Source organism: Luteibacter flocculans, assembly GCF_023612255.1.
In the GTDB taxonomy this organism is placed as follows: domain Bacteria; phylum Pseudomonadota; class Gammaproteobacteria; order Xanthomonadales; family Rhodanobacteraceae; genus Luteibacter; species Luteibacter flocculans.
Map to the genome: position 1 here is coordinate 667,823 of NZ_CP063231.1, position 15,926 is coordinate 683,748.

General features: G+C 64.3%; 11 protein-coding genes. 4 read left to right on the top strand and 7 right to left on the bottom strand.

Annotated features, from left to right (window positions below; genetic code table 11):
- Positions 1 to 58: 58 nt before the first annotated feature.
- From sucC to IM816_RS02835, 3 genes are all read left to right on the top strand, one after another.
- Positions 59 to 1,219 (top strand): ADP-forming succinate--CoA ligase subunit beta, encoded by a 1,161-nt coding sequence (gene sucC / locus IM816_RS02825; RefSeq protein WP_072322600.1) that lies wholly within the window; start codon positions 59 to 61, stop codon positions 1,217 to 1,219.
- Between the two features lie 14 nt (positions 1,220 to 1,233).
- Entirely contained in the window at positions 1,234 to 2,106 is an 873-nt protein-coding gene (gene sucD, locus IM816_RS02830) for a succinate--CoA ligase subunit alpha (RefSeq protein WP_072322601.1), read from the top strand.
- Between the two features lie 1,379 nt (positions 2,107 to 3,485).
- On the top strand, positions 3,486 to 6,491 hold the full coding sequence (locus IM816_RS02835) for a TonB-dependent receptor (protein ID WP_250339713.1): 3,006 nt from the start codon (positions 3,486 to 3,488) through the stop codon (positions 6,489 to 6,491).
- Between the two features lie 96 nt (positions 6,492 to 6,587).
- Here IM816_RS02835 and IM816_RS02840 read toward each other — a convergent pair whose 3' ends face one another.
- The 7 genes from IM816_RS02840 to IM816_RS02870 are packed head-to-tail and all read right to left on the bottom strand — an operon-like array spanning position 6,588 to position 14,237.
- Positions 6,588 to 7,712, bottom strand: coding sequence for an NAD(P)/FAD-dependent oxidoreductase (locus IM816_RS02840; RefSeq protein WP_250339714.1), 1,125 nt, complete (start codon positions 7,710 to 7,712; stop codon positions 6,588 to 6,590).
- Positions 7,709 to 8,944 carry a dicarboxylate/amino acid:cation symporter gene (locus IM816_RS02845; protein WP_250339715.1) on the bottom strand — a complete coding sequence of 412 codons (1,236 nt, stop codon included), beginning with the start codon at positions 8,942 to 8,944 and terminating at the stop codon, positions 7,709 to 7,711. The genes IM816_RS02840 and IM816_RS02845 overlap by 4 nt, the downstream gene beginning before the upstream one ends.
- Entirely contained in the window at positions 8,941 to 9,711 is a 771-nt protein-coding gene (locus IM816_RS02850; RefSeq protein ID WP_250339716.1) for a L,D-transpeptidase family protein, read from the bottom strand. Before IM816_RS02850 ends, IM816_RS02845 begins: the two co-directional genes overlap by 4 nt.
- Positions 9,712 to 9,722: 11 nt before the next feature.
- Positions 9,723 to 10,559 (bottom strand): MurR/RpiR family transcriptional regulator, encoded by an 837-nt coding sequence (locus IM816_RS02855; protein WP_250339717.1) that lies wholly within the window; start codon positions 10,557 to 10,559, stop codon positions 9,723 to 9,725.
- Positions 10,560 to 10,569: 10 nt separating this feature from the next.
- The gene (locus IM816_RS02860; protein WP_250339718.1) at positions 10,570 to 11,661 is read right to left on the bottom strand and encodes a dipeptide epimerase; all 1,092 of its coding nucleotides are present in this window, start codon (positions 11,659 to 11,661) and stop codon (positions 10,570 to 10,572) included.
- A gap of 19 nt (positions 11,662 to 11,680) precedes the next feature.
- Positions 11,681 to 13,075, bottom strand: coding sequence for an SH3 domain-containing protein (locus tag IM816_RS02865; protein ID WP_250339719.1), 1,395 nt, complete (start codon positions 13,073 to 13,075; stop codon positions 11,681 to 11,683).
- Positions 13,076 to 13,088: 13 nt separating this feature from the next.
- Positions 13,089 to 14,237, bottom strand: a complete 1,149-nt coding sequence (locus tag IM816_RS02870) for a DUF819 family protein (RefSeq protein ID WP_250339720.1) — start codon at positions 14,235 to 14,237, stop codon at positions 13,089 to 13,091.
- Positions 14,238 to 14,465: 228 nt separating this feature from the next.
- Here IM816_RS02870 and IM816_RS02875 point away from each other — a divergent pair, with 228 nt between their 5' ends.
- Positions 14,466 to 15,911 carry a transglutaminase-like domain-containing protein gene (locus tag IM816_RS02875; RefSeq protein ID WP_250340686.1) on the top strand — a complete coding sequence of 482 codons (1,446 nt, stop codon included), beginning with the start codon at positions 14,466 to 14,468 and terminating at the stop codon, positions 15,909 to 15,911.
- Positions 15,912 to 15,926: the final 15 nt, after the last annotated feature.

The following is a 15,926-nucleotide window of genomic DNA, read 5'->3' on the forward strand; positions in this document are numbered from 1 at the left end:
ACCGGTCTCACCGCCGGCGCGCTTTCACACGTTTTCTCCCGTTCGCTCGAGGTATCGAATGAATTTCCACGAGTACCAGGCCAAAGAACTGTTCGCGAAGTACGGCATCGCCGTGCCGCCGGGCAAGATTGCCAACTCTCCCGATGCCGCTGTCGACGCCGCCAAGCACCTTGGTGGTTCGCAGTGGATGGTCAAGGCCCAGATCCATGCCGGCGGTCGCGGCAAGGCCGGTGGCGTCAAGTTCTGCCGCAGCCTCGATGACGTCCGTGCCGCCGCCAAGGGCATGCTCGGTACCAACATGGAAACCTACCAGTCCGCCGGCCGTGCGCTGCCGGTGAACCTGGTGCTGGTCACCGACGCGACCGACATCGCGAAGGAACTCTATCTCTCGATCCTCACCGATCGCGACACCAAGTCGATCTCCTTCATCGCCTCCAAGCATGGCGGCGTGGACATCGAACAGGTGGCCCACGACACGCCGGAAGACATCCACACGATCGTGGTGGATTACGTCGAAGGTCTGCAGCCGTACCAGTGCCGCGATCTCGGGTTCAAGATGGACCTGAATCCGAAGCAGGTGAACCAGCTCGTCAAGATCATGCTTGGCCTGTACAAGCTGTTCAACGAGAAAGACCTCTCCCTCGTCGAGCTGAACCCGCTCGCCATCCTCGAGGACGGCAACCTCGCCGCCCTCGACGGCAAGGTCAACTCCGACGACAACGCCGAGTTCCGTCACCCGGACCTCGCCGCGATGCGCGACCTGACCCAGGAAGACGCCGCTGAAGCGGCCGCCGTCCAGCACAACCTCAACTACGTCACGATGGACGGCACGATCGGCTGCATGGTCAACGGCGCCGGTCTCGCGATGGCCACGATGGACGTGATCAAGCTGGCAGGCGGTGAGCCGGCCAACTTCCTCGACGTCGGCGGCGGTGCCACCAAGGAGCGCGTCACCGAGGCGTTCAAGCTCATCCTCTCGTCCGACAAGGTCAAGGCCATTCTGGTCAACATCTTCGGCGGCATCGTGCGCTGCGACCTGATTGCCGAAGGCATCATCGCCGCCGTGAAGGAAGTGGGCCTGAAGATTCCGGTGGTCGTGCGCCTGCAGGGCACCAATGTCGAGAAGGGCCGCGAACTGCTGGCCAACTCGGGTCTGGCGATCACGCCGGCCGACGATCTCAACGATGCGGCCCAGAAGGCCGTGGCCGCCGCGGCCTGAGGAGCGAAAGCAACATGAGCGTCCTGATCAACAAGAACACCAAGGTCCTCGTCCAGGGCTTCACCGGACAGCAGGGTACCTTCCACGCCGAACAGGCGATCGACTACGGCACCAAGATCGTCGGTGGCGTGACCCCGGGCAAGGGCGGTTCCGAGCACATCGGTCTGCCGGTCTTCAACACCGTGCGTGACGCCGTCGACCAGACCGGCGCCGATGCTTCGGTGATCTTCGTGCCGCCGCCGTTCGCGGCGGACTCGATCCTCGAAGCCATCGATGGTGGCATCAAGGTCATCGTTGCCATCACCGAGGGCATTCCCGTGCTCGACATGATGCGCGTGAAGAACGTGCTCAAGTCGCACCCGGACGTCGTGCTCGTCGGCCCGAACTGCCCCGGCGTCATCACCCCGGGCGAGTGCAAGATCGGCATCATGCCGGGCCACATCCACAAGCCGGGCAAGGTCGGCATCGTTTCGCGTTCGGGCACGCTCACGTATGAAGCCGTGTTCCAGACCACGAACGAAGGCCTTGGCCAGTCCACCTGCATCGGCATCGGTGGTGACCCGATCAACGGCCTGAGCTTCATCGACTGCCTGAAGCTGTTCCAGGACGACCCGCAGACCGAGGGCATCATCATGGTCGGCGAGATCGGCGGCAGCGCCGAAGAAGACGCTGCCGAGTTCATCGGCCAGTACGTCAAGAAGCCGGTCGTCTCGTTCATCGCTGGCGCTTCGGCACCTCCGGGCAAGCGCATGGGCCATGCCGGCGCGATCATCTCCGGCGGCAAGGGCACGGCGGCGGCGAAGTTCGCCGCGCTCGAGAAGGCAGGCGTGACCACGGTCAAGTCCCCGGCCGACCTCGGCAAGACCCTCGCGGGTCTGATGAAGTAAAGCTCGCCAGCAGCACGGCGAAGAAAAAACGCGGCCTTCGGGCCGCGTTTTTTTTTGGTTCTTCGGGGAATTCTGGGGCAGGTGCCGGTTTTTTCTCGCTGTTGCTGTTGACGACTCGCTTCGTCGGTTTGGCTCGCCTTTCGGCCTCGCATCGGCGCCTGTGCCACTGCGGGAAGCCAGCCCCCGTCCCCCTCGCCGCGAAGGCTTATGTCGTTCCTTGCGAAAGGAGAGCCGCTTCGCGGCTCCATGTCTGATGGCTTGCGCCGCGGCGGACCCGGGTGTCCGGGCGGGGGTCTTCGACTCGGCATCCCTGCCTCGGCGAAGACGGCCGGCCGTCCTGGCCGGCCCCCTGCGGGCCTTTTCCACCCGGACGCCCTCGACGCCAGACATCGCGGCGAGGGGGACGGGTGCTGGCATCGGACGGTGGGGTGGCGTGATGTCTTTGAGCTGGCACTTTAGGTGCCTTGGCGATCGTTCGTGTGGATTGGATGGACGTCTCTGCCTTCGCAGTTACGACGGAGAGGTGGCGCGGCGCTTCGGCTCTCCCGACACACAACCTCAGTCATCGTGGGAGTCTTCGGTGTCCCCCTCGATGCGAGTTTCCGCACAAGAGAGCGGCCGAAGGCCCATAGATACATGAGCCGCGTCAGCGGCCGTCCTTTTCGAACGCGGAGGACCTGTCTGAGCAGCGAGGGGGACACCGAAGGCTCTGGCCTCACCATCCGAGCCAAGGGCGTCACCGGCGTCGCTGGACAAATACAGTCACGCGGCGAATGAACCGATGTATCCAGACAGCGTCCCGGAATTCGCGATGAACTTTTTTGGCTGGAATCCTCCTGGCTATGTGGGAGCAGCTATGGCGGCGAGAAGCCCATGGAGCATGCACGCGGTGAGGTGGAATTTCCTCGCCGCTATAGCGGCTCCCACAACTATCGCCAGTCCAAGGTGATGGCGCACGGCGCCTTCGGCCGAAGAGTCGCGGCGGGCACGCCTCGACCTTCGCATCCATATCCTTGACATGCGAAGCCGTCTAGACGTCCAAACGCTTGACACGTCCATATTGACCCGTGTTACGGTGTCGCACCGCAGCAAAAAACGAGGGGTCGTCATGCGTCACCCACAACTCGTTATGTCCCGAATCGCACACGCGCGTCATTGCCTCGCGCGATGTTGTCACTGCCGCTGAATCGGCGGCTTCGCCTCGCCCTTGTTGTTGGGTGGACGGCGCTCTTCTGACGTCATAACGATCAACCGCGCCTCGCAGGCGCAGCGGGCCAGTGTGTCCGCATAGCGGCAGGTCACTGCGATCGAACCATCGCCCTCGCAAGGGGACGGCGATGCGGACGGGGCTTGCCTATCTTTAACGATCAAGGGGTTTCATGAACAAGTGGGTGTTGCAGCGGTCGCTGTTGGCCGCCGCGGTGTTTGCCGCGTATTCGGGGAGTGTGTTGGCGCAGTCCACCACGGGCTCCATTTATGGCCAGGTGCAAGCCGGCGAGGGCGACGTGGTTCGTGTGGTGAACGACACGGGTCTCACGCGTGAGGTACCGGTGGACGCGCGTGGCCGTTACGCCGTGTCGCAGCTGCCGCTGGGTACCTATACGGTATCGGTCGTGCATGCGGGCGCCACGGTACAGAGCCGCGACAACGTCGCATTGCGCGTGGGTTCCGGTGTGGAAGTGTCGTTCGTCTCGTCGACACAAGAGCTCAGCGGTGTGAATGTCACCGCGAATGCCGTGCCTCCCATCGACGTTTCGACGGTGGATTCGCGTACCGTCGTGACGGCGCAGCAGCTGGCCAAGCTACCGCTGGGGCGGAGTTCCGAAGCCATCGCCTTGTTGGCGCCGGGCGCGGTGGACAACAGTGGCAGTTACAAGAGCGCGACCGGTAACTCGCTCGTGTCGTTCGGTGGCTCGGCAGCCAGCGAGAACGCTTACTACGTCAATGGTTTCAATACGACCGATCCGCTGCGCGGTTTTGGTGGCATCTCGCTTCCCTACGGCGCGATCGAGCAGCAGGAGGTGTATACCGGCGGCTACAGCGCGCAATACGGGCGCTCCGACGGTGGCGTGATCAACGTCGTGGGTAAACGCGGTACCAACGAGTGGCATGGCGGCGCGCAGCTCATCTGGGAACCGAACGGGCTGCGTGCCAGCGAGAAGGACAGCTACTACACCAACGGACTTCCGCCGCAGCCGCGTGCCGGCCGGCTTTATGCACCGAATAGCGCCAATTCGGTGACCTCGACGACGGCGAGCCTCTACGCTGGCGGTCCCTTGATCAAGGACAAGCTGTTCCTCTTCGCGGCGGCAGAAGTAGAGAGGCAGACGGGCGACGTCGTGAGTAATGTGACGCTGCCGCAGTCGCCCGATCGCTCCTATCGCTATCAACTTCCGCGCTGGTACGCCAAGCTGGATTGGAACATCAACGACAGCAACATCGTCGAGGTCACCGGCGCGTCCGACAAGACCGAGCGCTCGGGCACGATCTACGATTACGACTACGCCAATCGCGTGCGCGGCGAGCGCCTCTCCGGTGCGAACAACGAAAAATTTGGTGGTGACGTATACACCGCGAAGTACACCGGCTACCTCACCGACAACCTGACCATCAGCGCCCAGTACGGCAAGATGCGTACGGTCAACTACGTGTCACCTTCGGGCTATAACCCTGACGCCGTGTATATCGCAGGACAGGATTTCCAGAATCCTGCCTATACGGGCGGAATAGCGCGCGACAACGGACAGACCGTGTCGTCGCTGGCGAACCCCAATCGCGGCAACGAGACCACCAACACGCGTTTCGACATTCACTACACGCTGGGCGATCACACGCTCACGGCCGGTATCGACAATCAGCAGGCGCGCGCACGCGACCAGGGCACCGCCAGTTCCGGCCCCGGCTACATCTGGACTTACGGCCAGGGGTCGCCGAACCTGCCGATCTCCACGGGGCTCGGCGTGGACGCGCCGGGCAACTATCCGGGCGGCGAACAGGGCTACTACGTCGTTCGCGGCGTGTCTTCCAGTCTCGCCACCGTGCGTTCGAGCCAGAAGGCGCAGTACGTCGAAGACGCGTGGCAGGTCACCGATCGCTGGCTGCTGACGCTCGGCCTGCGCAATGACCAGTTCACCAACTACAACGCCGACAGCGAGGTCTACATCAAGCAGACCTCGCCGCAGTGGGCGCCACGACTCGGCTTCAGTTGGGACGTCTTCGGCGATGCGACGTTCAAGGTCTACGGTAACGCCGGCCGCTATTACCTCGGGCTGCCGTTGAACCCGGCACTGAATGCGGCAGGTGGCGCGTTGTCCACGTCGCAGTACTTCACCTATACGGGCATCGCTGCGGATGGACAGCCCACCGGGCTCACGGCAATCGCCCCTGGCGTGCCCGTGTCCTCGAACAATTACTTCGGACAATTGCCGGACCCGAAGACCGTGGCCGCCAAGGGCATGAAGGCGGAGAACCAGGACGAATACATCCTTGGCTTCACGAAGACCTTTGGCAGCGACTGGGTGTACGGCGCCAAGCTCACCTACCGTAAGCTGCGCAATGCGATCGACGACTATTGCGACATCGATCGCATCGTCGCCAAGGGTCAGTCGCTCGGATTGTCGCTCGACACGAACCAGGTCAACAGTTGCTACCTGTTCAACCCGGGCCGGGCGAATACCTTTACCTTGCTCGATACGGCCGGCAATCACGTCGAAGTGCCGATCAGCAACAAGGAACTCGGTTTCCAGGGGCTCAAGCGCCAGTACTACAGCCTGGAGCTGTTGCTGGAGCATCCCTTCGACGGCACCTGGTATGCACGGGCAAGCTATGTGTTCTCGCGTAGCTACGGCAATACGGAAGGTCAGCTTCGATCCGACCTCAATCAGACCGCTGCGTCCACAAGCGAGGACTGGGACAACGCGGAGATCATGGAACATACCAATGGCCCGCAGAGCAACGATCACACGCACCAGTTCAAGGTGTTCGGCTATTGGCAGATCGCACCGGAATGGTTGGCCTCGGCAAACGTGAGTCTCGTGTCGGGTACGCCGCGACACTGCCTTGGCTTTTACGGCCCGGATCGTACCGATCCGGCGGGCTATCAGGGCAACTACCACTTCTGCGACGGCGAACCTTCCCCGCCGGGCGCGCAGGGGCGGCTTCCCTGGATTCGTCAGATCGACCTCGGTCTGACCTGGCGACCGTCGTTCGGCGAAGGGAAGCTTGCCTTCAACGCCAACGTGTTCAATCTGCTCAATGAGCGCCGGGCCTTGCAGAAGTATCCGTACTCGGAAGCTGGCCCCGGTCTGCCCGAACCGGCCTACGGCGTGATCACTGCACGACAGGAGCCACGCTACGGCAGGTTGAGCGTGTCGTACGACTTCTGATGCATTGATTGGTGCGGTTTGCGTCGTGCTGGGCATGGCGGTACCGAGTGGCATGTCCCTCGGTACCGCGGTCATTGGGTCGCGTGGCGAACTGCGCTATATGCGTAAACGCGCAGGGCCCAACATGGCTTCCGTGATGCCTTGATCCGCGAGGTGCGCAGGCAGCGCACGTCCCAGGATCATGGCGGCGCACGCCTCAGCCATCGCTGCGCTGGTCTGGATGCCGTAGCCGCCTTGTGCGGCGAGCCAGAAGAAGCCGTCGGCATCGGGTGCGAAACCGCCCACCAGATCGCCATCGGCAACGAAGCTGCGCAGCCCGGCCCAGGTGCGAACCGGTCGAGCGATGGTCATCGTCGTGGCTTCCTCGATACGGTGGATGCCCAGGGCGATGTCGAATGCTTCCGGTTGTACGTCATGGGGGTGCGTGGGGTCGGCGTTGGCGGCCGACCCGAGCATCAAGCCCGCGTCGGGTTTGAAATAGAAGGTCTCGTCGATATCGACGACAAAAGGCCAGCCACTGGCATCGATGCCTGTGGGCGCTGCGAAGGTAAATGCGGAACGACGTCGCGGTTCGAGCCCGATCGGCAACACGCCTCCGAGGCGGGCGATCTCGTCGGCCCACGCGCCTGCTGCGTTCACCACGACGGGCGCCCGCCATCGTTCGTTGACCACCCAATCGCTGCCATCGCGTTGCAGCGAGGCCACATCGGTATCGACATGCAGCAGCGCGCCATGCGCTTTTGCCCCGCGCAGGAAGCCCTGGTGCAGTTCGTTGACGTCGATATCCGCGGAATGCGGTTCGAAGAACGCCACGTGCGCCGACGTCGGACGCAGCACCGGTACGAGCGTGGCGATGTCCTGCTCATCCAGCCAGCGCAGCGACGGGGTGAATGCGCGCACCGCCTCGTATTCGGCATGTACGCGTTCAGCCTGCTCCGTGCCGCCGATCACCAGGGAGCCGCGCGGCTGGAGCAACGGATGGGCGGCAAAGCCCTCCGGCGGACTCGCCAGGAAGGGACGCGTGGCGCGACTCAGCGCGCGCACCTGCGCCGATCCGTAGCTCTCGCTGAAATGCGCGGCAGAACGGCCGGTGGTGTGGAAGCCGGGAAACGGCTCGCGTTCGAGCATCGTGACGCGCAGATGCGGTGCGAGAAACCATGCGAGCGACGCACCAGCCATGCCGGCGCCGATAACGATGACGTCCGTAGCGGATTCTTTCATGCCTTGTCCTTAAGGGATTGCGCTGCGACGACGCTCGTCGCAGTGAGGTCGGCAGTGACATTGCCGAGCGTCGCCAGTGTATCGGGCAGCGTATCCACTGCCAGCATCAGCCCCAGCGGTCCTATCGGCAGGCCCATCGCCTGCGCGACGGGTACGTTGGTCGCGATGAAGGTTACCTGGCCCGGCAGGCCGACCGAGCCGAGGCTGATGACCACGGCCAGCGCGGCACCCGCGCTAAGTTGCGCGACGCCCAGATCGATACCGAACGCCCATGCGATGAAGCTCGCCGAGACGATGTATTGCACGGGGCTGGTCAGGCGAAACAACGACACGGCCATCGGCAGCACAAGCGACGTGATCGCTTTCGGATAGCCTAGGCGACGATCGGCGCTCTCGATCATCGCGGGCAGCGAGGCCAGCGACGACTGCGTGCTGGCGGCGACGACCTGCGCGGGCGCGATGGCGGAGAGGAAACGGCCGAACGGTTCGCGGCCCCAGATGCGTGCCACGACCAGCATCAGCGCGGTTACCAGCAGGTACACGATGCACTCGACCAGCACGTAGACGCCGAGCGCGCCGAGCATGTGCAGGCCGGCCCGCGCACAGACGGCGAGGATCAGTGCGAACACGCCGAACGGCGCCAGCAGCAGTACCCAGCGAACGACCACGATCATGGCATCCGCGATGGCGCGGAAGAACTCTACCGCCAGTGCGCGGCGCTCGGGTGCGATGCGGGTGAGCGCGAAACCCAGGAACATCGCGAACACCACCAGCGGCAGCATGGCGCTTTCGGCGGCGGCCATGACCGCATTCGAGGGCACCACGCCTGCCAACCACTCGGACCAGCCAATGGGTGTGGTCGCGGGCAGATGGCCCGTCGTGGCGTCCAGGGCACTACGCAGGGTGTCGCTGTGCGGGAAAAGCAGGAATAACGCGGGTGCTGTCGCGGCGGCTACGGCGGCGCCGAGGGCGAGCAGCAGCAGGAACACGACGATCGCGCGTCGTGCGATGCGGCCGGATGCCGCCGCATCCGTGGCCGTATTGGCGCCAACCACTACCAGTGAGAGCACCAGCGGAACCACCGTCATCTGCAACGCACTGAGCCATAGCTTGCCCAGCGGCTGCACGGCGTCGGCGACGCGAATGGCCGCGCCAGGCGTCCAGTGCGCGAGCGCGATACCTGTGGCGGCACCCAGTGCGAGACCCAGCAGGATGCGTTGGGTGGCCGTCATGGCGTGGGCAGGTTCCAGGCCTCGCGCAGGCGCGCGTATTCGGGTTTCGGTAACAGCACGAAGACCGGCTTCTTCGATGGATCGAGCCAGGCGAGCAGGCGTTCCATCGTCGCATCGGTCATGGCCGTGCAGCCGGCGGTTCCCGTCGTGGGCGACTTCCACAGGTGGGCGAAGATGCAGCTGCCGCGGCCCTTGCGTCCGTCGGGATTGTGTTCGATGACGAAGCCGATGCGATACGCATGGTCGCCGTTGAAGTGCAGGTCGCGACGCATGGGCTCCGTGGCGCCGGCAACCGCTTTCTCACCCACATCGCGCGCATCCACGATCTGGTTGTAGTAAGGCGAACTGTCGACATCCACGCAGTAATCGGACGCGGTGAGGCCGCGGTAGGCCAGTGCCGTCGGTGCGCTTTCCGCATAACCGAAGGCCTGCCCGATCCGAAAGACGCCGGCCGGACTGCGTCCGTCGCCTTCCTTCTTGACCGGCCCATCGCGCTCCGGCGGGTTCAGACCGATGCCCCACGCGCTGCCTCGCTTGCCGATGGTGACGTCGGCGGCAGGACCGACCGCCTTCCACTGCGCGCCTTCGCGCACATAGGCACGCAGCACACCGTGGTCGGCATTCCAGTCGTCGGTGGTGACGACGATCATCTGTCGTGACACCGACCAGGCGGCGGGCGCTTCGAAGGCGACGGCAGCGCTGGCTCCGAGGGTGGCCGCCATGGCGAGCGTGCCCAGCAGACGGTAAAACGACGGACGAGGAAACATGTCGGCTCCGATCAGGGTTCCAGCATGTGCTGGATGCGTTCGAGGTTGGCGACGAGGCGCGCGTGCCGCGCTTCGTCGCCTTCGCACAGATGTACGAACACGGTGTCGAGCAATTGCTGCACGGACGACTGGTAGACGAGCGACTGTACGTACGAAGCGTCGTCGTGCCCCGCTACGGCGAGCGCGATGTCCGCCATTGCACGCAGCGGGTTGGACGTATGTCGGGTCACGGTCACCACGCGCCCGCGCTGTTCGCGGAAGTAACGGGCGATCTTGACCAGCGCCGGGTGCTTGCCGTGTTCGGAAAACACGACAAGTACGTCGCCCGGTGCCGACATGGCTACCTGCGCGGCCATGCGTCCCACGTCGAAGTGCCGGATGGCGACGATGCCGAGCAGCGACAGACGCAGCGCGAATACACGTGCATGGAGGTCGTCCTCGCCAAGGCCGATGAGGAAAACCTTGCCTGCGGAGGCGATGGCCTCGACCCACTCGCGCATCGTCTCGGGTCGGTTGATGAGCCGCGTGGCTTCCTCAGCCTGGGTCTTCAACTGCCACAGCATGCTGCCCAGGGCGTCGCCGGCGCGTGCGGCGGGCGGTTCGGCGGCACCCTCCTCACTTCGCCCGATGGCCTCTCCCACCGAATACTTGAGATCGGGATAGCCGCGGAAGCCGAGCTTCTGGGTGAACTTCACCACGCTGGACTGGCTGATGCCGAGCGCATTGGCCAGTTGCTGCGATGAGTAGTCGCGCAGCAGTTGAGCATTCTCCAGAATGAAATCGGCAATGCGCCGCTCCACCGCCGACATGCGGTCGCGCTCCGAGCGGATCTTCACCAAGGGCGACATGGCGGTTCCCTCAGATCGGCTCGAGGCCGTGGATGGCACGAATGCCCAAGCCCGGCGCGTCGCTGATCGAGATCTCCGACTCGTTGAAATGGACGCCGCCCTCCACGGGATCGTAAGAGCACAACGAAGGCCCGTCGAGATCGACCTTGGTGATCACGTCGGACTTCGCGACCGCGACATGCACCGCCGCAGCCACGCTGATGCTCGTTTCGAGCATGCAGCCGATCATGCAATCGATGCCATACAGCCCGGCGATGTCCGCGATGCGGATGGCATTGGAAATGCCGCCGGTCTTCATGAGCTTGATGTTGATGATGTCGGCGGCGCGCATGCGGATGAGGTCCATGACCTCGGCCGGGCCGAACACGCTTTCATCCGCCATGATCGGCGTATGCACGCGCTCGGTGACGTAGCGCATGCCTTCGAGGTCGCGCGCCTTGACCGGCTGTTCCACCAATTCCAGGCGTACGCCCGCGTCTTCCAGCGCATGCAAGGCATATACCGCTTCCTTGGCGGTCCAGCCCTGATTGGCGTCGAGGCGGAGCAGGGCACGGTCTTCCACCGCAGCGTAGATGGCGCGTACGCGCTCGATGTCCACGCCGATGTCCTTGCCGACCTTGATCTTCAGCGACTCGAACCCGCGTTCCACCGCGGCGACTGAGTCGGCCACCATCTTGTCGATGTAATCGACGCTGATGGTGATGTCGGTGCTGATGACCGGATCGCCACCGCCGAGCAGTTTGTACAACGGCGCACCGTAGAGCTGCCCCCACAGGTCGTAGACCGCGATCTCGACCGCCGCCTTCGCGCTGGTGTTCTTCTCCATCGTGTCCTGGATCAGCTTCGTGACCCTGTTGAGGTCGGCGATGTCCTGACCGATCAGGCGCGGCGCGATGTAATGGCGGATGGCGTCGACGATGGAGCCGTGCGTGTCGCCGGTGATCACCGCCGTGGCCGGTGCCTCGCCGTAGCCCACGCGGCCATCGTCGGTATGCACCATCACGACGATGTCTTCGACCTTGTCGACGGTGCGCAGTGCCGTCTTGAAGGGGGTCTTGAGCGGCACGCGCAGCATGCCGAAGCGGATGTCGGTGATCTTCATGAACTCGGTCCCGAAGGCATTAGCGGATGCGCACGATGCTGGTCATGCGATCGACGAACGTGCTGTCGTCACTGAACATCAGGGGCAGGAGGGGCGTCACCGAAACCTCGTTGAGCGTGACGCGGCGCAGGCTGCCGTCGGCCTGGCGATAGCTCATGCCGCTCACGTCGTGGATCACGTAGGGCTCACCGTCGATCTTGCCGATCACCATCATCACGTGGCCGGGGATGTAGACGAGGTCGCCGACCTCAAGCGCCATGGCAGCCTTGAGGCGCGTTTCGTGGCTGTCCTTGCTCGTGTACACCGTATGTGTGAGGCCCGGGCTGATGCTCTGGTCGCGCGTGTTGCGCGGCATCTGCACGCCCATGCTGCGGTAGACGTCGGAGACGAAGCCACTGCAATCGCGGCCGTTGTACGCATGCCCCCACCCGTAGCGTTCGCCGAGGAACTTGAAGGCCTGGCGCACGATGTTCGCTCGCGTCAGCGGCAGGTAGTCGGCCGAGGAATCCTGGTTGCGCTGCAGAAGCGCAGGGTGGAAAGAGAGCGTGCCATTGGCGCCGCGCACCGGCAGGCTCAGCACCCACGAGGCGTACGGGCTCTGGCCGTTGACCGGCTGGTCCGGCGGCAGCGTGGCATCCAACGGTACGCGCGTGCCCATGTCCAGTTGCAGCTCGGATACGGCAGGCGCTTCCGGCGTGTACACGGTGAGCGGCTTGGCACCCGTGATCACGCGATAGGGCGTGGCATCGGCATGGGCGAACACGGTGGCGGCATCGCCGTAGGCAACATCGTCCGCATGCATCCAGGCCGCGTAGCGCGGACTCACGACGAACACCCACTTGCCATCGTGGCTGGTATGCACGGCGACCAGCGGGTCACCGGGAAACAGCGTGCTTTCCTGGAAACGGTCGATATCGGTATCGCCTGCGTGGCTGAAAACGCGCAGGTCCGTGGGGAAGCCGCGCAGTGCCGCACGCCGCACGGCCATGCCGTAGCGTGGCGTCACCTGTGCCGGAATACGGTCGATCGCTGCGTTGGTTACCACCGCGTCGAGGGTGGTGGCAGGCACCGGCTTGCCTTCGACGTCGTACAGCGGCTTGTCCGGACGGCGGGTGAGTTTTTCGATCCAGCCCTTGACCTGCGCCAGTGGCAGCGTCGCCGCCAGGTGGCGGATGTCGTGCATCGAGGGGTCGAGCCGCGCGACGCGTTCGTTGAGGGCCGCGATCGCGGCGCGGTCGAGTACCGGTGCATCGGCATCGGGCAGGCGGCTCACCCAAAATTCCGGCGAGAGCTGCGCATCGCTCATGCCGATGACGCCTGACGGTGGCACGGGCAGGTCGCGGCCGAAGGCGGGGGCCGCGCCCATGGCGAACACCAGCGTGGCCGCAAGCAAGGTATGGCGAAGCGTGTTCATGGAAGTCCTTGAATCAGGAGGCCAGCGCCGAAAGAACGGCGGCGACGAGAAGACCGAAGCCCGTGCCGAGGATATAGCCGAGCAGCGCAAGCAGGATGCCCACGGGCACGAGCGAACGCGAATAGGTCGCCGCCAATACCGGCGTGGCCGCGACGCCGCCGATATGGGCCAGCGAGGAAATGCCGCAAAGATACAGATCGAAGTGAAACAGGCGCGCGGCGAGGGAGAGCAGGACGGCGTGCAGAGCGATCACCGTCACCCCGGCCAGCAGATAGAGCGGTGCGGCGGCGATGCCCGCGAAACTGCTTTGCGAGGCCAGCACGGCAACCACGCAGATCAGCAGCGCGCTCGATACCGACGGCGCGCCGGGCAGCCGGGCCAACGGTGTATGCGCTGCCACGAGACCGGCCGTCGTGGCAATGAGGATCGTCCAGGTCGTCGCGGAGACCATGCTGCCGACGGGGAGCTTCGCACCCAGTGCTGCGGAGAGCGCGGCAACGAGCAGGGCCAGACCCAGCCACAGGAGCACGCTTTCTCCGGTGGCGGGTGCGCGCGGCGCCGCTTCGGCGACCTCCATCCCCGCGCTCGACGTCGCGCGCGTCCAGCGATTGAACGCAGGCGCCAGTCGAGCGACCGCGAACAGCACGACGACCCACATGGAGTAGCACAGCGCGTCGGTCAGCAGGGTGGTGGCCAGCGACGTATCGGACATGCCGATGGCTTGCTTCACGGCGATCATGTTCGCCGTGCCGCCCATCCAGCTACCCGACAGCGATGCAAGCGGCATCCACGCGTTGCCCGGCATCCAATGTCGATAGAGCAGAAACGTGAGCACGAACGCGCAGAACAGGCTGATCGACGTGCAGACGAACACGCCGAGCACGCGCGGCCCGAGTGCGAGAATCGCGCGCAGGTTGCAGTTGATCATCAGCAGAAAGAGCAGGGCGGGTACCAGCCTTGCCACGATCGTGTTCTGCGTGAGATGGATCTCGGGCGAGGCGCTCCAGAGACCGGCCACGGAGAGCGCGGTCACGCTGAGGTAGGTGAGCACGATGGGCGGAAGGATCTCGAACACCTTCCAGCCGAAGCGACGCTCGATCGCGGGCCAGAATCCCGCGGCGAGCAACATCACGGCCAGGTAAGGCCATACCGACTGGATCACGCGTCCCTCCCCGGGTGGTGTCGCAACGGCCGTCAGGAATATCTATTCCTAACGAAGTGATGTGAAGCATAAATTATTGACCACGCTTTGCAAGCATGTTACACAGCCCTCACGCACGTCCACCCACCACGGTCGCATCGGGGATACCGAACGGTGAAAGCGTTCTTGTGTCATGCAACGATCCGCTCGGCCCTGGCGGCAGGTTTGCTGGCTGCATGCGTGGTGCCGATGGCGTGGGGTAGCGAACGGCCGGCCGTTCGCGAAGAGGTCGGCGGTGCCGTCTCTCGCCAGATCGATGCAGGCCATTTCCGCGACGCCGAAGCCGCCATCGCACGGGCGCTAGTAGATCCAGGACTGACGCCGGAGCAACGTGCGACGCTGACCTTCCAGCGCGAGCGCATGCGTCGCATCCTTCTCGATTTCACGCTCGATGCCGACGCGGTGAAGGCACGTCTGCGCCAGTCCATTCCGGACCTTACGGATGCCGAGTTCGCCGCATGGGATGACACGGGTCTCCTCGAGAAGCAGGTCATCGACGGTCGCACGCTTTATTTCAAGCGTTCGCCCGGCAACCTGTTCCGCCTGAGCGCCGATGCACGCGCGCGGCGTAAGGTGCAGGTGCCGTTCGACGACGGCCCCAATGAAGTCCTCAACGATCACCATCGCGCGGTGCGTGCGGCGGCGCTCGCGCAACACACCAGCAGCGTGCTTCCGCGTCGCGAAAGCGTGACCCAGATACTCACCGTGAAAGCCGATGCCGTACCGGCCGGGGAGACGATTCGCGCCTGGATTCCGTATCCGCGCGAGATCCCCGGGCAGCAGGAGGACATTCGCCTCGTCGGCAGCGAACCGGTAGGCGCGTCGATCGCCCCGTCATCGACCCTGCAACGCACCGCGTATCTCGAAAAGAAGGCCGAGGCGGGCAAGCCGACCGAGTTTTCCATCACTTACGAACTGACGCTCTACGCCCGCTACGTCGATATCGATCCGGCGAAGGTGACGCGTACGCCGATCACGCCGGATCTTGCGCCCTTCGTGTCCGAGCGCGCACCGCATGTCGTGTTTACCGATGCCATGCGCGCCTACTCGAAGCGCGTGGTAGGCGACGAGACGAACCCCTACCGCATTGCACAGAAGCTGTTCGCAGCGGTGGATACGATCCCCTGGGCGGGCGCCCGCGAGTATTCGACCATCACCAACATCGGCGACTACACACTGCATGCCGGACACGGCGATTGCGGCGAACAGACCCTGCTGCTCATCACGCTGCTGCGCCTCAACGGCATTCCCGCCCGTTGGCAATCCGGCTGGATCTTCTCCGACGGCACGTACAACAACATCCACGACTGGGGCCAGCTCTATCTCCCGCCTTATGGATGGGTGCCCATGGACGTGACCTTCGGGCGCCTCATGGCCGGCGCGAACGCGAAGCCGGGCGACAACGCGCTCGAGTGGTTCTATCTCGGCGGCCTGGATGCCTACCGCATCGCCTTCAACGACGACTACTCGCGGCCGTTTGTGCCGGCGAAGACCTTCTTCCGTTCTGAGACGGTCGACTCGCAGCGGGGCGAAGTCGAATGGAAGGGCGGCAACCTGTACTTCGATCAGTTCGACTACGACTTCCGCTGGCACCGCGTCGATGTACCGCGAGGGGGCGGTGACGCGGCGCCCTGACGGATCAATACAACC